Source organism: Algoriphagus sp., from assembly GCF_029254265.1.
In the GTDB taxonomy this organism is placed as follows: domain Bacteria; phylum Bacteroidota; class Bacteroidia; order Cytophagales; family Cyclobacteriaceae; genus Algoriphagus.
This window is the reverse complement of record NZ_JAQWXX010000080.1, coordinates 1-18,763: the sequence shown is the minus strand read 5'-3', so window position 1 is coordinate 18,763 and position 18,763 is coordinate 1. Positions and strand designations below refer to the sequence as shown.

Here is an 18,763-nt window from a genome sequence, read left to right as displayed (position 1 = left end):
GGGAAATATAAACTTGCGATTAGAATAAGCTTCCCTGAACAGTCACAGGCTTCGTAGCCTGAATAGTCCCTTTCAGCATTTCGTTCATTAATCGAAGAAATCCAGGTTCCCAATTTTCAGGATGAACTTTCATGTCTTTTCCTTCATATTCGATTGGTCCCAACATTTTTTCATAACCGATGATCATGCTCCAAACGGTATAAAAAGTGATTTCAGGCTGTAATTCAGGTCTGATACTCCCGTCTTTTTGTCCTTGGCTGACAATCATGATTCCGATTTTGGCTGGGTCATGGTGAATTTCTAAAAGTTTCTGGAAATGACTGCTTTCTAATATCAGTGGGTTAATTAGTGCACGAGTTTCCGGATTGTTATATTTCTTAACTAAGTCCAGAAAATTGAGAATTGAATCGTAATAAACCTGGTTTTTTTTAGCAAAAGCAGTGATTCTAATCAGAAGGTCAGAAAGCATTTCCAAACCAGTTTTACCCTTGCTTCTGTAGACATCTCTAAATTCATCTTTGAACTGATCAAAAGCTTTCTTGGTCAAAGCCATAAACAAGTCCTCTTTATTCTTGTAATAAAAGTATGTAAGTCCTTTACTGATTCCAGCATTTTTTGCCACATCCTCCATCCTGGTTGACTGAAATCCTTTACTCGTAAATAAAGCAACCGCTGAATCTAAAATGACTTTTTCTTTATTCTTGTCGCCTGCCATTGAATTTTAATTTTTCTAAAAGTTTACCAACAAAGTTATTAAACTTGGGTCAAAAAATTGGGTTTAAAGTTGTTTAAATGCCATCAAGTATCAAAAAAAAGTGCTTTGAATTAAATTCAAAGCACTTAGATCTTGAGCATCAAAATCTTACTTTACTTCTATGATGAAGTAGTTTTTCTTTCCTTTTTGTACCAATAGGTATTTGTCTTGCAATAATTGAAATGAAGGGGATTCGTTTGGATCATTTAGCTTTTCCTTATTGATGCTGACTCCACCGCCTTGAATCATTTTTCGAGCTTCGCCCTTTGAGGCAAAAACAACTCCCTGAGTCATTTCGCCAAAAAGGTCAAGGATATTTGTGAGCTGATTAAATTCAGATTTTGAAATTTGTACCTGAGGTACACCTTCAAAAACCTGGAGGAAAGTTCGTTCATCTAAAACAGCAAGATCTTCTGTTGAGGATTTTCCAAAAAGTATTTCAGAGGCTTTTAACGCCATCTCAAAATCAGCTTCACCATGAACCATTTTAGTGAGTTGCTTCCCGATTTCTTTTTGTAAGATTCTTAGGTGCGGAGCTTCGGCATGTTCAACTTCCAACGCTTCAATCGTTTTTTGATCCAGAATGGTAAAAATCCGGATATATTTAGACGCATCTTCATCGGATACATTCAGCCAAAACTGATAAAAGGCATAAGGTGAAGTTTTCTCCGGATCAAGCCATACCGATCCACTTTCGGTTTTACCAAATTTAGTTCCATCTGCTTTGGTGATTAATGGAACGGTCAATGCATATGCGCTTCCACCACCCATTCTTCGGATGAGTTCGGTACCAGTCACAATATTTCCCCACTGATCTGAACCCCCAAGCTGTACAGTACAATTTTCATTTTTCCACAAATGATAGAAATCGTATCCTTGGATTAACTGGTAAGAAAACTCAGTAAAAGACAATCCATTTCCATCCTCAAGTCTTCTTTTAACAGAATCTTTCGACATCATGTAGTTTACTGTGATATGCTTTCCAACGTCACGGATAAATTCTAAAAAGCTAAATTTTGAAATCCAGTCGTAGTTATTTACCAGCTCAGCCTTATTTTCTGCTTTTCCCGAAAAGTCCAGGAATTTTGATAGTTGTGCTTGAAGGCAATTCACATTATGATCTAATGTGCTTTTATTGAGTAGATTTCGTTCATCTGATTTGAAGGAAGGGTCACCAATCATCCCTGTAGCACCACCTACCAAGGCAAAGGGCTTATGTCCTGATCTTTGAAAGTGTAGTAGTGTCATCACACCCACCAAGTGACCAATATGAAGTGAATCTGCTGTAGGGTCAAAACCTAAATAAGCCGAGGCCATTCCTTTACTAAGATGTTCCTCAATATCAGGAGTCATATCCTGTAGCATTCCTCTCCAGCGAAGTTCTTCTATAAATGAATTCATGGGTGTTTAATTTTTTTTCAAGCCGCAAATATAGCTTGGTCAGCCGACGGATTAAAGGAATAAATAGCGCTTTCTGAATTTCCGCATATATCCTTAAAAACATTTCCCATAAAAAAGATAGTAAGTTGGGATTGAAAATTCTCTTAATTTAGCGTCAAACTGATTAAATATGAATTTGAAAAAATATTTATTGTTGGCCTTTTTGGCCTTTTTTTACGTCACCATAAGCATTGCCCAAGTAGCTCCTCAATGGATGCGCTATCCGGCAATTTCTCCTGACGGTTCTCAAATCGTTTTCACGTACAAAGGAGACCTTTATCTAGTGCCTAGTAAAGGAGGGGATGCAAAGCAGATTACTTTCCATGAGGCACACGATTATAAACCTGTTTGGAGCAAGGATGGAAGTCAAATTGCTTTTGCTTCTGATCGATATGGAAATTTTGACATTTTCATAATGAGCGCTTCGGGAGGTCCAGCATCTCGCTTGACTTTCCATTCGAATGACGAGCTGCCCTTTGAGTTTTCTTCAGATAATGAAAAAATAATCTTTGGAACAACAAGAATCGATCAGGTAGAACATCGCCAATATCCTACGGGATCTCAGCCAGAGCTTTATGAAGTTCCTAAAAAAGGAGGTCGGGTAGATCAGGTTTGGACAATTCCAGCTGAATATGTTCAGTCCAATAAGGCTGGCGATAAAATGATTTATCATGATAAAAAAGGTGGTGAAAACGAATGGAGAAAACATCACCAATCAGGAGTAGCACGAGACATCTGGCTTTATGATGCCAAAACAAATTCCCATAAGATGCTCACCAGTTTTTATGGAGAGGATAGAAATCCGGTTTTTTCCCCTGATGAGTCGGAGATTTATTACCTGAGTGAAACGAGTGGGAATTTCAATGTCTATGCGATGAGTTTTTCCAATCCGGCTTCGACCACAGCTCTTACGGATCTAAAAACTTACCTTGTTCGGTTCTTGTCTATTTCTAATGAAGGTTTGATGTCATTTAGCTATGACGGAGAGCTTTATACTTTAAAAAAAGGAGGACAACCTCAAAAGCTTCAAGTAAATCTTCAAACTCAATCGATCAGTAATGCTGATAATTACATATCAATCAATGGAGGAGTGAGGGAAATGGCGATATCTCCGGATGGAAAAGAGATTGCATTTATCGCAAGAGGAGAAGTATTCGTGACTTCAGTTGATGGTTCATTGACTAAAAGAATTACAAACACTCCAGAGCAGGAAAGATTTGTGGAGTTTGCTCCTGACGGAAAATCCGTTGTCTATTCAAGTGAAAGAGGTGGGAAGTGGCAGATCTTTCAAAGTAAAATAGTAAGAGCTGATGAGCCTTTTTTCTTCGCGTCAACTTTAATTAAAGAAGAGCCATTGGTCAGTGTAGCAACGGATGCGTATTTGCCAAAGTTTTCACCTGACGGTAAGAAATTAGCTTTTGTAGAAAATAGAAGAGTATTGAAGGTGCGTGATTTGGCATCTAAGGCTGAAGTGACTCTCTTAGATGAAGATGAATTATTTCACATGAGAGATGGAGATCAGTATTTCACTTGGAGTCCAGATAGTAAATGGTTGCTAGCTTCATATAGTCCGACTATGGTAAACTCAGAAGTTGTTTTATTGGATGCAGCTGGAAAAGAGCCGATGCGTAACCTAACTAAAAGTGGCTACGGTGACAATGAGGCTAAGTGGGTGAATGAAGGGAAACAGATGTTATGGTTTTCCAATAGAGATGGACTGAGAAGCTATGCGACAAGCGGGCAAAATCAAAACGATGTTTATGCCCTATTTTTTGATCAGGAAAGCTGGGACAAGTTTCGACTATCTAAAGAAGATTTTGACTTGATGAAAGAAATCGAAAAGTCGAAGAAAAAAGAAGACGAAACAGATAAGGATAAGACAAAAAAAGAGACTGAAAAAGAAGTAAAGCCATTGAAATTTGACTTTGAAGGAATAGAAGATCGTAAGGCAAGATTGACAATTCATTCTTCAGATTTGGGAGATGCGGTATTATCAAAAGATGGGGAAAAGCTTTTCTACCTTACTTCATTTGAGAAAGGAATGAATCTTTGGAGTACAAACCTACGAACAAAAGAGACCAAGCAAGAAATCGCTTTAGATGCAAATTCAGCAAGCCTAATGTGGGATAAAGACCAGAAAAATCTCTTTTTGATGTCCAATGGATCTATTTCCAAAATTAATCCGGAAACGATGAAACGGGAGTCAATCAAAATTTCCGGGGAAATGACCTATGATAAAGATGCGGAAAGAGCTCACTTATTTGATCATGTTTGGCTTAGAACAAAGGGAATATTCTATACCCCGGATATGCATGGTGTAGATTGGGAAGCCGCTCGGATTAATTATGAGAAGTACATTCCACATATTGGAAATGAATATGAGTTTGCAGAAATGCTATCAGAGATGATAGGGGAGTTGAATGTCTCTCATGCAGGTGCGCGCTACTCCAGATCCATTGACTTAGCAGATGCGACTGCCTCATTGGGAGTCTTTATAGACTATGAATATGAAGGTAATGGAATCAAAATAGCAGAAGTAATTGCAGAAGGACCTCTGGATAAATCAGGAATTGAAATAGAGCCTGGAATGATCATAGAAAGTATTGATGGTGAATTGCTCGGTTTGGATTTTGATCATGCCAAATTATTAAATCGAAAAGCAAATAAATTCACCTTGATTGAGGTATTGGATCCTAAAACTGGGACAAAAAAGCAATGGACAATCAAGCCTATCTCGCTAGGTGAGGAAGGACGACTACTCTATAAAAGATGGGTGAAAAAGAATCAGGCTGAGGTAGAGCGATTGAGTGATGGCAAACTTGGGTATGTTCATATTCCTGGAATGAGTGATGGCCCATACCGAAACGTATATGATGAAATGCTAGGAAAATACCACGATAAAGAAGCTGTTATTATTGATACTCGATTTAATGGAGGAGGAGACTTGGTAGCTGATTTGACAATGTTTTTTACCGGTGAAAAGTTTTTAACCTATGCTACTGAAGCAAAAGTCGTAGGGTATGAGCCTACTGCGAGATGGACAAAACCAACTCTTGCAATGTTTAATGAGGCAAATTACTCTGATGGACATTGTTTTGCTTGTGGCTATACTGATTTGAATATTGGTAAAACTGTAGGGATGCCAACACCGGGAACCTGTTCTTTCGCAGGATGGGAAGGCTTGCCAAATGGAGTGAGATGGGGAGCTGTGCCTATTTCTGCTAAAAACAAGGCCGGTGAATGGCTAGAAAATAATGAGACCAAGCCCCAGTTTGAGGTAAAAAATATGCCAGGTAAAATAGATAAAGGAATTGATCAGCAGCTTGAAGTTGCGGTGCAGGAACTTCTAAAAGATGTAAAGTGATTCTGAAAATTATTTGATAAAAAAAAGCCCGGAATTTCCGGGCTTTTTTTGATTAAGTTTTTTTACTGAAAACTTTTTGTGTTCAAAGTTTCGTCATTCTTGAAGAATTCATGAAGCTTTGCAAATGAGTTATCGAAGTATCCACCAAGCATTTTTTTGATGATAAACGATCTGTACTCATCTTTTGAAACGATTGGAAAGTACTCATGGCTTTTACCATAAGACTTATGACTAACGAATCCTTTTCTCTCAAGAATTCTCACAATTGTCGAAACGGTGTTGTAAGCCGGCTTCGGATCAGTCATTGGTGTAAGGATGTCTTTGACGAATCCTCTTTCGATTTCCCAGAGGATTTGCATGATCTCCTCTTCTGCTCTTGTTAATGGTTTCATAAATAAGGTGTTAAGTTTTAAATCGTCAGAAAATTATTCGTTTAGTTTCTAAAAAGCAACAATTTTTACAATTAGTTTTACTATTTAGTTTATAAAAAATTTAAATCACTGGTTTTCTGTTAATTAAAGATCAAAAAAAAGCCTCCATTTGGAGGCTTTTTTTATATCGCTCTTAATTTGATTATCCCAGTAGCATGCAAAAGCTTGACAATTGGATAGGTTGGGTCAAATTCATACCATTTTACAGCAAAATTCGGTCGATTTGGAAGCTTATGGTGATTGTTTTGAAACAATTCTCCAAGCATTAGCACGTCTAAGAGAAGACTGTTTTTGGATTTGTCATTGTTGTCAAAGTTTGCATAACCATATTTATGACCACTCCAATTGACAATAGCACCGTGAACTGGTCCCATCAAGAAATGAATAGGAAGTAAGAAATACATCCACCAATGTGTCCCAGGTAATTCAAAAACTGAAATGCATAACACATAGATTGCAACATAAAGTAAGCCCCAACTTACTCTGACAAGCATGGTATCTGCGAATTTGTCAAATTTATTCCAATCTGGAATATCTTTTGAAAAGCGCTCTTCCGGCTTTAGGCGGAAAGAAAAATACTCATTGTAAATATTTTTAGTCTTCCACATCATTGTGAAAAGATTCTCTGTATGATGGGGACTATGAGGGTCTTTTGGGGTGTCACTATAAGCGTGGTGCATTCGGTGCAGGATAGCGTATGCTCTTGGGGATAAATAAGAGCTTCCTTGCCACATCCAGGTAAAAAAGTAAAAGAACTTTTCCCAATACTTGTTCATATAGAACATCTGATGAGCTGCATAACGATGCAGAAAGAAACTTTGGCAAAACAGAGAGAAATACCAATGCAAAAGGAAGAAGATAATTATAATCACTCGAGGGTTATTTTGTTGTTGTCGTAAATATAAGACTTGACAGCTTAAGAACTCAAAACGAGTCGCGAATTCCTACATTTTAATTTGCTGATATTTATCAGAAATTAAGCTTTTCAGAGCTGTTATTACTTTGGTAATAAGTAGTTTGATTCAGATAATGTTTGATCTTTTTTCCGAAAGTAAGCCTCTGTTTTACCGCTTTCTTTTACAAATATTTTTATGGGTTTCGATTTTTTGATGATAGCCAGCAATAAATTTATTTCGTTTTCTTCAGTATGATTTTTTTCATCAATCCAAAATGTAAATTCTTCAAAATTAATCTGCGCTTGAGGCACGCAAAACTCTTCGTTAGCAGAGTTGATCATGTACTTTTCTTCTTCAATATCAATACCTACAAGATTGCCTTCATCTGATACTCCTATCAAAATTATTCCTCCCTCGGTATTTGCAAAAGCAGAAATAGTTTTTGCAATCTTTCTTTTTGAGGTGATTTTTAACTTTAAATCTAAAGTCAGATTTTCTCGATCTTTTATAAGTTTTTTGATAAAATCTCCATCAACCATTGTGTAATTAATTTTATTGGTTTAGATTTTGAAACTATATTGACATAAAGAAGTCGAAAATAGAATTACCAAACGATATGAAATTGTAATTTTTGAACCATGAAATTCAACAATCCTGGATTTGATCCTCAGCAAATCCTTAAGTTAAGAGAGGAGCTTGCAAGCCTCGGGAAAAGTTTTAAAATAATTCCCGATGAAGAAAATACGGATGAATTTGTAAACTTCTACTTCTTGGGAATGTATGAAGGAAAAGAGGTCATTTATGATGCTGCACTTTACACTCTTCGACTTCATCATGCAAGTGAAGTATATGAATTGGCAGAGCACAAAGCCGCCCAGAAATTTCCTAATTTCAAAGGAATCTCTTATGAAGAGGATGAGAATGGGAACATGATTCCCTTGACGCAAGAAGAAGAAGAGATTGGTTGGTTCATTACTGAAATCATCATGGAAATTGAGGAGGAAGAAAGTGTCAAAGTCCAGGAGTTTGTCGATATAGATACCAATCATGATTACGGAATTGGTTTAGATGCTAGTCTTAACGTGGATTTTATTGATGAGAAAACTATCGCAAAATTTGTCAAAGAATTTAATGATGATACTCTAGTTCTTGATGATACGATGTATTCTTTCCAATCTGAGGAAGAAGAAGAATTTGACGATTAAAAGATTTAACAATTCTGGTTGACACTTGTTCTTTGGACAAGTGTTTTTTTATGCTCAAAATAGCTTACTCATCAACTTATTCACATCCTTTGCCAAAAGGTCACAGGTTCCCAATGGAAAAATACGAGTTGCTTCCAGAGCAATTAGTATATGAGGGACTGATTTCAAAAGATAGTTTTTTTGAGCCTGAAGCAATTTCTGAAGATTGGATCCTTTCCACCCATACCTTAGAATATTGGGAAAAATTGAAAAATCTAACCCTCTCTAAATCAGAAATCAGAGCTACGGGGTTTCCTCTTTCTAAAGAACTAATAAATCGAGAAATACAAATAGCCGGGGGATCGGTTCAAGCGGCTCTTTATGCTCTAGAATTTGGGATTGCTATGAATATCGCAGGAGGTACTCATCATGCTTTTGCAGATCGAGGTGAGGGCTTTTGTCTTCTCAATGATATAGGAATTACCGCAAATTATCTGCTCAAGAAAAACTTTGCGAAAAAGGTTTTGGTAATTGACCTTGATGTACACCAAGGAAATGGAACAGCTTCCCTTTTTGGTGGTAATGATCAGGTTTTCACCTTTAGTATGCATGGTAAAAAAAACTATCCTCATCGGAAAGAGACTTCTGATCTAGATATAGCATTGGAGGATGGCGTAGATGATGAAATCTACTTGGGGCTTCTCAGAAGCAATCTAGACTTGATTGAAACGCTTTTTATGCCCGATTTTATCATATATCAATGCGGTGTCGATGTATTATCAACCGACAAACTAGGGCGACTAGGAATGACTATTCCAGGCATAAAAAATCGGGATAAAATGGTATTGGAATTCGGGAAAAAGTGGAATGCACCTATTATGTGCTGTATGGGAGGAGGTTATTCTCCCCAAATTTCAAAAATTGTAGATGCACATACACAAGTCTATCGACTTGCAATGGAACTGTTTTTTTGAAGTTAACTCAATTTAGCAAACCAAGACAATTTCATCATTTGTAAACTGAATTCTTTCTTTATATTTGCGCCCTTGTCATCTATAATAATAAAAAAGTGAAAAAGGGATTAAAATTACTAGGATTATTAAGTTTAGCCTCAGTGCTTTTCTACAGCTGTGATAAAGCAGGAACTTCCACTACTTCAGAAACTGCAACATCAGAATCGATCGCTGCTGGTGATATGAAAGTTGCATTCGTTTACACAGACAGTGTGATCAATAAATATGATTACTTCATAAAAAGATCCGGTGAGATCACTGAAAAAGGTAAAAAATTTGAAGGTGATCTTCAGGGGAGAGCTAGAGGATTTGAGCAGGAAGTAGCCAATTTCCAGCAGACAGGAGGTAATATGACTCCAAATCAGCAACGTGCAAAGCAAGAAGAGTTAGTTAAGAAAGAGCAAAATTTAATGACTTATAGAGATAATCTGATGCAAGAATTATCAGTAGATGAGTCAACGCTATATTCTGAGGTTTACGACCGTGTTCAGAAGTATTTGAAAGCTCATGCTGAAAAAAATAACATAGACGTGATTCTTAGCTATACGAGAGGAGGAGCAGTTTGGTATGCGAATGATGCCATCGATATCACTTCAACTGTCATCGAAGAATTGAATAAAGAGTATAATGCTGCACCAGCCGATACTGCGAAATAAGTATTAAACTTATTTTAAAACATTGAAACCCGGTTTAGCCGGGTTTTTTTGTAGGGTAAAAATCAATATTTTTGCAACTCTTAAATCGAAACTTCCAAATATGAAAATTACAGAATTTTTAAAGCATAATTATAGACATTTTAATGCTGCTGCCCTTATAGATGCGGCAGAGGGGTATAAAGCTCACTTGGATAATGGTGGCAAAATGATGGTGACTCTGGCTGGAGCAATGTCTACTGCTGAGTTGGGAATTTCTCTGGCTGAAATGATCAGACAGGATAAGGTACAGATTATCACTTGCACCGGGGCAAATTTAGAAGAGGATGTTTTCAATCTTGTAGCTCACGATTATTACGAGCGAATCCCAAATTACAGAGAGCTAACACCTGCCCAGGAGCAAGATTTGCTTGAGCGACACATGAATCGTGTGACAGATACTTGTATTCCGGAAATGGAAGCAATGAGACGTATAGAAAATGTGATTCTGGAAGAATGGGTCAAAGCCGATCAGGCTGGAGAAGCTTTCTTCCCTCATGAGTTTTTCTATAAGATCCTTCTTTCGGGAAAACTAGAAGGTTCCTACCAGATTGATCCAAAAAATAGTTGGTTGTTAGAAGCAGCTAAGAAAAATCTTCCGATCATCGTTCCAGGATGGGAAGATTCTACCCTTGGAAATATGTTTGCTGGCCATGTTATTAGTGGAGATGTGAAAAATGTACATACAGTAAGGACTGGTATAGAATATATGATGTTCCTTGCTGAATGGTATACTAATAATGCCACGGAGGAAAGTAAAGTAGGCTTTTTTCAAATTGGCGGGGGAATTGCAGGAGATTTCCCTATCTGTGTTGTGCCAATGTTGCATCAAGACTTGCAGCGTGATAGTGTTCCACTTTGGGGGTATTTCTGTCAAATCTCCGATTCGACAACTTCTTATGGATCCTACTCCGGAGCTGTACCAAATGAAAAGATTACTTGGGGTAAATTAGGGATTAATACACCTAAATATATTATCGAGTCAGATGCAACGATTGTAGCGCCATTGATATTTGCTATAGTCCTTGATCAATAAATTATGATAAAAATCTCGCAATGGATTTTCAAGGCAAGCAGCGTTTTACTGCTTGCCTTTTGTTTTCCTTTAGTTTTATTTTCCCAGCAAATCCAATCTCTTTCGGGAGCAAATAGCCCACAGGATGATATGAATCCTGTTTGGATTGGTGATAATACACTCTTGTTCACTCGTGCTTTTCATCCTGATAATATCGGAGGAGTTACAGATCCAGGAGATATTTGGATGACCCAAAAAGGGGAAGATGGGAATTGGTCTGAAGCAATTCATCGTACCGACTTAAGTCGATCAGGATATGATTTTGCACTAGGATTAGAAAATGTCTTAACTCTTTTGGTTTATCATCAAGAAGGATCAAATGTAGGCTTATACCAATATTCTAAATTCGGAAAAGATTGGAATTTTCTCCGAAAAGTAACTATGCCGGGACTGGAAGATTTGAAAGGTCAGTTGTCTGGAAGAGTAGTTTCAGGAGGGAATCAGATTTTTCTTTCTGGTAATGGAAAGGACTCAAGAGGCAATGAAGACCTTTATTTAAGCCAAAAATCCGGAGTGATTTCATGGTCTGAGCCGGTTAATCTAGGGTTAGTATTAAATACTGAAGGGCAGGAGATGAGTCCTTTTTATGATCCAAGTTCAAACCGCCTTTTTTTCTCATCAAACATGCTTCCAGGGGCCAATGGAAAAGATATTTATATTTCAAAGCGACTTGGGGAAACTTGGGATACCTGGAGTATTCCGGTGAAGTGGACTCAACTAAGTTCTAATGGTTCTGATATTTCAGTCACCTTCATTTCTCCTAAAGAGGTGATTTGGACTAGCACTCAAAATAGTGATGGCTTCGCAGACTTATTGTCTTTTGCAGATCCCGTTGAGTTGGTAATTCCAGATGATTTTGAATTACCTAAGGAGAAAATTACAGAGTTAAAACAGCCGACTTCAGGTTCTCAAACCACGGTGAAAATCGCCCCAATTTATCCACTTTCGGCTGTTGGGATTCCAGAAGTGAAAATGCTTTCAGTTGAAGAAGAGTCTGAGAAATCAGTTAGGTGGTTTGTGGTAGATGCTAAAAATAAGGTAGAAGTTCCATTTTCACTTCTTTGGAAAACCGGAGACAAAACTTTTACAGCTGATAAGAATTCAGATATTAAAATCTCTCAATTGATTAATTCTGGAGTGATCGAAATAAAAATCACATCTTCAGGCTATTTTCCTCAGATGATTCAAGTATCAGGTTTGAAGGCCGAAGAACCAAATGTTATCCTAATGACTAAAGCTGAGTCAGGTAACTTGGTAGTACTTAAGGATGTAAATTTCAAAAGAGGAACTGCCGAGTTAGAAGGTGAAGAGACATTTATAGCATTAAATGAGATCGCAGAATTTCTTTTGGAAAACCCTGAATTGAAACTTCGGATTCACGGGCATACGGATAGTGCAGGTGATCCTGGTCTAAACAAACAGCTTTCGTTAGAAAGAGCAAAGTCAGTTAGAGATTTCTTGATTGGGAAAGGAATCGAATTTGAAAGTCTTCGGATTTCAGGATGGGGTGGAACGCGACCAGTAGCGTCTAATACCACAGAAAGCGGAAGATCTAAAAACCGGAGAGTAGAATTGGAAGTTGAACGTTGAAAAAAGGCTTTGAGTGATCACTCAAAGCCTTTTAAATTTTAAAGGGAAAATCCTTCTCGGTATTCCCGTTTCACAAATTGATTCGCTGGATCAAAGTTGGTAATCTTCATATTTGGGCCGTCCCAAAGTAATTTAATGCCACGTCCAGGATAGTCGAACTGATTGGCATTCCCATCAACTCTCGGTGTACGGTAATCATAGCTGCGAATAGCTAGATTCCCCATCAACACAGATTCCGTCAATGGTCCTGCAACAGAAAATGGAGAGCTCAGGTTTTTAAATTCTTGAGATCCATGTCCTGCAATACAAGCTTCAACCCAATTTTTATAATGACCTCTATCTCCATCTGGTACACGATATAAGGTTTCTGGAACGTTTATATCTTTTGTTTTAGAAGTGGGCAAGAGCTGGGGGTTTATACCATAGGTTGAGCACATCATTTTACCTTTTGTACCTTCAATGATGACACCATTCCCTCCATCTCCCATTTGTTCATTTGGTTCTAATTCTTCAGGTCTGGTTGGTTGAATTCCACCATCCATCCAGTGGAATTCTAAGTCCTCTTTTCCAGGACGGTCAAAACGAAGCGTGATATGAGAAGAAGGAGGACAACTTTCAGGAAAATAACCTCTGTTGAATTCCCCAACATAAACCGACCCTACAGAACATTCCGCTGATTTTGGATATCCTAATTCTAATACTCTAAAAGGAGGTTCCATAATATGACAGGCCATATCCCCTAAAGCACCAGTTCCATAATCCCACCAACCTCTCCAGTTGAAAGGAACTAAGTTGCCTACATAATCTTTATATGGAGCTGTTCCAAGCCACAAGTCCCAATCCAAGTCGGCCGGTGGTGCAATTGGGTTTTTAGACCATTCAATTCCTTGAGGCCAAACTGGACGATTGGTCCAGGAATATACTTTAGTAGCTTCTCCGATTAAGCCAGCCTTGTACCATTCAACCATTTTGCGGACACCCTCTCCAGATGATCCTTGATTTCCCATTTGAGTGACCACTTTATACTTTTCTGCCGCTTCAGTGAGCATTCTAGCTTCATATATATCATGCGAAAGAGGCTTTTGTACATAAACATGTTTGCCCATCTTCATAGCCATCATCGCGGCTACAGCGTGCTGATGATCAGGAGTGGAAACAGTGACAGCATCGATGTTATTAGCTTCTTTTTCAAGCATTACGCGAAAATCCTTATAGTAAGGAGCTTTAGGATGTGCATCGACTGTCCGTTTTGCTCGGGTATCATCGACATCACAAAGTGCTACAATGTCTGCTTTTCCACTATTAAAAACGCCACTTACATCACTAAACCCCATTCCACCAATTCCAATCCCTGCAACTCTAAGCTTATCACTTGGAGCTATAAAACCCGGACCACCCAAAACATGTCTTGGAACAATATAAAACCCTGCAGCAGCTATTGCAGAGCCTTTTAGAAAACTTCTTCTGGAGTTATTGGTGTTTGTTTTTTTATCTTTCATTTGGTTTTAGTTAGGTTCAAAAAGGGTTTATTGTTCGAGTTTTGAATAATTTGAAGCATAATTTATCAAAAAGGATTTAATCAAGCTTGATTTAAAAACACAAAACCTGATATTTTTTTAATTTTCATTTTTGTTCGTGGCTTGATTAATACTTGTTTTTCATTCCTTGATATTTTCCATTTAAATGAGCGAGATTTTTAAAATTTTGAATTAAGTTTACCCAAATTCCAATCTTATGAAAAGTCTACTATGGTCAGCAATATTAGTTGCGGCTTCTATTGTGAGTTCATGTCAAGCCCCTATTCAAGTAGCTCCTATTGAGGAAGCTGGTTTGATACCTCTTCCAAAGTCAATAAATTCAACGGGAAAAGGCTTCCTATTGACTGCAGATGCATCAATACAATACAAGGGTGCTGGAAATAAACTTGAAACTATTGCTAATTATTTATCAGACCGAATCGCTCCGGCTACAGGTTTTGAGATGCCAGTTTCTCAAACTTTTGGTAATATTATTTTAGAACAAACCAATGGAGAAGCATCAGAAGCCTATCAATTGACAATAGATGAAAATGAGGTAAAAATTACTTCGACATCAGAGGCTGGAATTTTTTATGGTGTCCAGACTTTTCTTCAGCTTTTCCCAACGGAAATAGAAAGTTCATATGTTGAATCAGTAGATTGGGTTGTTCCAACGGGGTCTATACAAGATCAACCTGAATTTGAGTATAGAGGCTCAATGCTTGATGTAGCCAGACATTTTATTAGCATAGAAGATGTCAAACACTATATTGATCAGATGGCTAAATTCAAATTTAACTACCTCCATCTGCACCTAACTGATGACCAGGGATGGAGAATTGAGATAAAATCTTGGCCAAAATTGACCGAAATTGGAGGTAGTACTGAAGTGGGAGGCGGCAAAGGAGGATTCTATACTCAAGAAGAATACAAGGAGATCGTTGCTTATGCAGCAGATCAATTTATTACTGTGGTGCCTGAAGTGGATATGCCAGGTCATACCAATGCTGCTTTAGCTTCTTATGGAGAATTAAATCCAGGTGTAAACTTGCCAGATGGAGATGTCTCAACAATGGTAGAGGGTAAAATAGATTTTGATATTCTGGATAAAAACCCAGTCCCTGCTGAGCTATATTCTGGCATAGAGGTAGGATTCAGCACACTAGCAACGAATAAAGAGCGAACTTATCAGTTTGTAGAAGATGTAATTCGAGAGATCTCAGAGATTACGCCTGGTCCATATTTCCATATTGGAGGTGACGAATCCCACGTAACTGAAAAGCCGGATTATATTTATTTTGTGGAGCGCGTTCAGGAATTAGTTCAGAAGTATGGGAAAATAAATGTCGGATGGGATGAAATTGCTACCAGTAAGCTTCTTCCGGGTACTATTTCTCAGTTTTGGGCAGAAGAAGAAAATGCAAAATTGACCAAAGAACAAGGAAATAAGATATTGATGTCCCCCGCCAAACGCACTTATTTGGACATGCAGTATGATTCTACAACCCGCATTGGTTTGCATTGGGCAGCATATATTGAGTTAGAAGATTCATACAAATGGGATCCATCTACCTATGTAGAGGGAATCAATAAGTTTGATATCCTAGGAGTTGAAGCTCCTCTTTGGACAGAGACAGTGACCAACCGAGCGGATATTGAATATATGACATTTCCACGCTTGGCGGCAATTGCAGAAGTTGCATGGAGCACGAAGGACTTGCGATCTTGGGAAGATTTCCAAAGAAGGATCGCTATTCAAGGTAAGCGATGGGATATCAATAAGATAGGTTTTTACCGCTCCCCACAAGTGAATTGGTAAGATTTAAAAAAAAATAAAACCTGAGGAAACTCAGGTTTTTTTGTGGATTTCCGAATAAGGGTTCTTTGTTTTTCATAAAAATCGACCTAATATGGAAATTAAATTCACATCAGACTTGGTGGTGAAATGATTTAATAGTTGAAATTAAATAACTCAATGGGAGATTTTATTATAGCATTTGCAGATTGGATTTGGGGTACGCCAATGCTAGTGGTTTTAATGGGGGGAGGAAGTATTTTACTTTTTCATTCCGGATTTGTTCCATTTAGGAAAATAGGACATGCTATAAGTCTTCTTCGAGGGAAATATGATGACAGCAACATTCCCGGACAGATCACATCTTTTCAGGCTTTATCCTCTGCTATTGCAGCCACAGTTGGTTTGGGAAATATAAGTGGAGTTGCGATTGCAATTACAATGGGAGGGCCAGGAGCTATATTTTGGATGTGGGTTTCTGCTTTTGTAGGAATGGCAACCAAGTTTTATACCTGTAGTCTGGCTATAATGTACCGAGGCAAAGACTCCAGAGGGGAGGTTCAGGGTGGCCCGATGTACGTAATTGAAGAGGGGATGGGGAAAAAATGGAAGTTTCTCTCTTATATTTTCTGCATTGCTGGCGTGATGGGTTTGCTGGCAATTTTTCAGGCAAATCAATTAACGGCAGTTTTCCGAACTGTTATTTTGGAGCCTGCTGGATTAGATGAGGGAGAAAAAACCAAATGGATCATCGGTATCACTATGATGGTGATTGTAGCTATCGTAATCCTAGGAGGGATCAAGCGAATTGCCAATGTAGCCTCCAAACTTGTTCCGTTTATGGTTGGACTCTATTTTATTACGGTTCTGATTATTGTATTTAAATATATTGGTGATGTCCCCGATATGCTAGTCAAAATTGTTTCGGATGCGTTTTCAGGAAAAGCTGCCGCGGGTGGGGCTGTAGGTGCAGTTATTATAATAGGCGCCAGAAGAGCTGCTTTTTCTAATGAGGCTGGAATCGGGACAGCTCCAATGGTACATGGTGCATCCAAAAATAATGAACCAATTCGCGAAGGCTTAATCGCAATGTTAGGACCATTTATCGACACAATTGTAGTTTGTACTCTTACAGCACTTGTGATTATGTTAACAGGCGTTTGGCAGACTACTGAATCAGATGGAGTAAGACTAACTCTAGCAGCATTCGACACTGCATTGCCCGGTGTAGGAAGATATCTGTTGATGGTGGCTGTTTTGATTTTTGCTCTTTCGACTATGTTTACCTACTCCTATTATGGACATAAATGCTTCAACTACCTATTTGGAGCAGATAAGGCAGATTATTACAATTATTTCTACCTAATCACCATCGTAGCTGGAGCAGTAGCCTCTTTGCAAGTCGTGGTAAGTTTAGTAGATGGTATGTATGCAGTAATGGCAATTCCCACCATGATTTCAACATTTTATCTTGCTCCAAAAGTTAAGGCTGCATCAAAGGACTATTTCAAAAGGATGAAGTCAAACTAAGATGAATGTATTAATCTCTCCAAATGCGTTCAAGGGGACTTTAGCAGCAGAGGAAGTTGGTGAGATTATTCAATCCTGTATTATTGAAAGGTATCCAGAATATCAAACTAAAATAGTGCCTTTAGCTGATGGAGGGGATGGAACTTGTAGTCTTCTTACTAAAGTGTTGAATCTTGAATATGAAGAGTTTTGGACTTTAAATGCTTACGGAAGACCTATTAGAGGAGGTTTTGGTTGGAGTGCAACAGATAAAACTGCCTTTGTAGATATTTCAGATGCCTCAGGTTTGGGATCACTTCGAAATCAGCATCTAGATCCTTTTGTTGCTTCCACTTTTGGGACGGGTATGATTCTTCAAAAAGCAATTGAAAGAGGAGCACAGCATATTGTTTTGGGTTTAGGAGGGAGTGCCAGTATTGACCTGGGAACTGGGATCTTAGCTAGTTTGGGAATTCTAATGTTAGATGAAAAGGGAAGGGAGCTGACCCCGTTTAGCCCCAAATATCTTTCAAAAATCAAGCATATTCAATTTTCGCCGAAGCTGCCAAAAATTGAATTTACTCTTTTGTGCGACGTTAGGAATTTCTTTTTTGGGAAACATGGTGCTATTCAGGTATTCGGTCCTCAGAAAGGTCTTAATCCAGAGGATGCTGATTCTTTTGAGAAAACTTGTGAGGAAGTTCTTTTTAAACTCTATGGTAAATCAAAGAAAGAATTTATTGAAGAGGAAGGTTTTGGAGCTGCTGGTGGAATAGCTGCCGGTTTATCAGCTTTTTTTCCTTGTGAAATAAAAATGGGTTCAAGTTATTTTTTTGAAAAGGTAAAACTGCCCGAGTATGTAGATTGGGCAGACCTAATTATTACAGGGGAGGGGAAATATGATACTCAATCCAAAGGAGGAAAAGCTTCATTTGAATTGCTTCAACTGGCTAAAAATCAAGGAAAAAAAATTGCGTTAATAAGTGGAGGGGAAGATCTAATTGAGGATGATTTTGACTTAATTATCAGATTGCCAGATCTTGATTTTTCTAAATCTGACTATTCTTCTACTGCTAAATTAAATCTTGTAGCATCTATTAAAAATAATTTTAATTCTAGGTTTTGGACATAAAAAAAGGAGGCAAAGCCTCCTCTCTATGTCGGTATGATATGAATTAATGATCAGATTTCTTTTTAGAAAAAGTACTTCTAGCATCAATTGCTGATAATCCCGCTCCTAATCCAATTAGAATACAAACAATCAAAATGAAAGTCTGCGCACCTGATGCGATAGGAGAACTGAAAATATCTAGTAGTATCATGTTTTTTTGGTTGTGTTAAACGGAAGCTCGAAGATAATTTTTACAATTGGTATTAACAAAATAAAGAGAGTGTTCAGTTAAGTGTGTCTGCTAATTTTACAAATAGATGACAAAGAAACGAACACTTGAAGAATTATTTAGTGATCCTCAGACGAGTGATCGGCTGAAAGAGCGGCTTTAC

Annotated in this window: 16 protein-coding genes; 9 read left to right on the top strand and 7 right to left on the bottom strand. The window is 38.0% G+C overall.

Features of this window, described 5'->3' with window-relative positions; all coding sequences use genetic code 11:
• Nucleotides 1-19: 19 nt before the first annotated feature.
• Together P8O16_RS11845 and tyrS are read right to left on the bottom strand one after the other, a co-directional pair.
• Entirely contained in the window at nucleotides 20-715 is a 696-nt protein-coding gene (locus P8O16_RS11845) for a TetR/AcrR family transcriptional regulator (RefSeq protein ID WP_300315030.1), read from the bottom strand.
• A gap of 147 nt (nucleotides 716-862) precedes the next feature.
• Nucleotides 863-2,155 (bottom strand): tyrosine--tRNA ligase, encoded by a 1,293-nt coding sequence (gene tyrS, locus P8O16_RS11840; RefSeq protein ID WP_300315026.1) that lies wholly within the window; start codon nucleotides 2,153-2,155, stop codon nucleotides 863-865.
• Nucleotides 2,156-2,324: 169 nt separating this feature from the next.
• Here tyrS and P8O16_RS11835 point away from each other — a divergent pair, with 169 nt between their 5' ends.
• Entirely contained in the window at nucleotides 2,325-5,558 is a 3,234-nt protein-coding gene (locus P8O16_RS11835) for a S41 family peptidase (RefSeq protein WP_300315023.1), read from the top strand.
• Between the two features lie 62 nt (nucleotides 5,559-5,620).
• On the opposite strand, the gene P8O16_RS11830 is transcribed toward P8O16_RS11835, so the two are convergent.
• The 3 genes from P8O16_RS11830 to P8O16_RS11820 form a co-directional block, all read right to left on the bottom strand.
• Nucleotides 5,621-5,950 (bottom strand): BlaI/MecI/CopY family transcriptional regulator, encoded by a 330-nt coding sequence (locus tag P8O16_RS11830; protein ID WP_075351084.1) that lies wholly within the window; start codon nucleotides 5,948-5,950, stop codon nucleotides 5,621-5,623.
• Nucleotides 5,951-6,111: 161 nt separating this feature from the next.
• Entirely contained in the window at nucleotides 6,112-6,861 is a 750-nt protein-coding gene (locus tag P8O16_RS11825) for an acyl-CoA desaturase (protein ID WP_300315018.1), read from the bottom strand.
• A gap of 125 nt (nucleotides 6,862-6,986) precedes the next feature.
• Complete coding sequence (locus P8O16_RS11820) at nucleotides 6,987-7,424, bottom strand: helix-turn-helix domain-containing protein (protein WP_300315016.1); 438 nt, start codon at nucleotides 7,422-7,424, stop codon at nucleotides 6,987-6,989.
• Between the two features lie 99 nt (nucleotides 7,425-7,523).
• Here P8O16_RS11820 and P8O16_RS11815 point away from each other — a divergent pair, with 99 nt between their 5' ends.
• The 5 genes from P8O16_RS11815 (at nucleotide 7,524) to P8O16_RS11795 (ending at nucleotide 12,439) form a co-directional block, all read left to right on the top strand.
• Nucleotides 7,524-8,090: a hypothetical protein gene (locus tag P8O16_RS11815; protein WP_300315013.1), complete on the top strand. Its 567-nt coding sequence runs from the start codon at nucleotides 7,524-7,526 to the stop codon at nucleotides 8,088-8,090.
• Between the two features lie 50 nt (nucleotides 8,091-8,140).
• Entirely contained in the window at nucleotides 8,141-9,043 is a 903-nt protein-coding gene (locus P8O16_RS11810) for a histone deacetylase (protein WP_300315011.1), read from the top strand.
• Nucleotides 9,044-9,138: 95 nt separating this feature from the next.
• Entirely contained in the window at nucleotides 9,139-9,738 is a 600-nt protein-coding gene (locus tag P8O16_RS11805) for an OmpH family outer membrane protein (protein WP_300315008.1), read from the top strand.
• A gap of 100 nt (nucleotides 9,739-9,838) precedes the next feature.
• Nucleotides 9,839-10,810, top strand: coding sequence for a deoxyhypusine synthase family protein (locus P8O16_RS11800; protein WP_300315005.1), 972 nt, complete (start codon nucleotides 9,839-9,841; stop codon nucleotides 10,808-10,810).
• A gap of 3 nt (nucleotides 10,811-10,813) precedes the next feature.
• Nucleotides 10,814-12,439 carry an OmpA family protein gene (locus tag P8O16_RS11795; protein ID WP_300315002.1) on the top strand — a complete coding sequence of 542 codons (1,626 nt, stop codon included), beginning with the start codon at nucleotides 10,814-10,816 and terminating at the stop codon, nucleotides 12,437-12,439.
• A gap of 38 nt (nucleotides 12,440-12,477) precedes the next feature.
• On the opposite strand, the gene P8O16_RS11790 is transcribed toward P8O16_RS11795, so the two are convergent.
• Nucleotides 12,478-13,938, bottom strand: a complete 1,461-nt coding sequence (locus P8O16_RS11790; RefSeq protein ID WP_300315000.1) for a Gfo/Idh/MocA family oxidoreductase — start codon at nucleotides 13,936-13,938, stop codon at nucleotides 12,478-12,480.
• A 235-nt stretch (nucleotides 13,939-14,173) separates the two neighbouring features.
• On the opposite strand from P8O16_RS11790, the gene P8O16_RS11785 reads away from it, so the two are divergent.
• From P8O16_RS11785 to P8O16_RS11775, 3 genes are all read left to right on the top strand, one after another.
• Complete coding sequence (locus P8O16_RS11785) at nucleotides 14,174-15,775, top strand: beta-N-acetylhexosaminidase (RefSeq protein WP_300314997.1); 1,602 nt, start codon at nucleotides 14,174-14,176, stop codon at nucleotides 15,773-15,775.
• 156 nt (nucleotides 15,776-15,931) lie between these two features.
• Nucleotides 15,932-17,281: a sodium:alanine symporter family protein gene (locus P8O16_RS11780; protein ID WP_300314994.1), complete on the top strand. Its 1,350-nt coding sequence runs from the start codon at nucleotides 15,932-15,934 to the stop codon at nucleotides 17,279-17,281.
• Between the two features lies 1 nt (nucleotide 17,282).
• Nucleotides 17,283-18,392: a glycerate kinase gene (locus tag P8O16_RS11775; protein ID WP_300314992.1), complete on the top strand. Its 1,110-nt coding sequence runs from the start codon at nucleotides 17,283-17,285 to the stop codon at nucleotides 18,390-18,392.
• Between the two features lie 43 nt (nucleotides 18,393-18,435).
• On the opposite strand, the gene P8O16_RS11770 is transcribed toward P8O16_RS11775, so the two are convergent.
• On the bottom strand, nucleotides 18,436-18,582 hold the full coding sequence (locus P8O16_RS11770; protein WP_175574418.1) for a hypothetical protein: 147 nt from the start codon (nucleotides 18,580-18,582) through the stop codon (nucleotides 18,436-18,438).
• Nucleotides 18,583-18,763 lie beyond the last annotated feature (181 nt).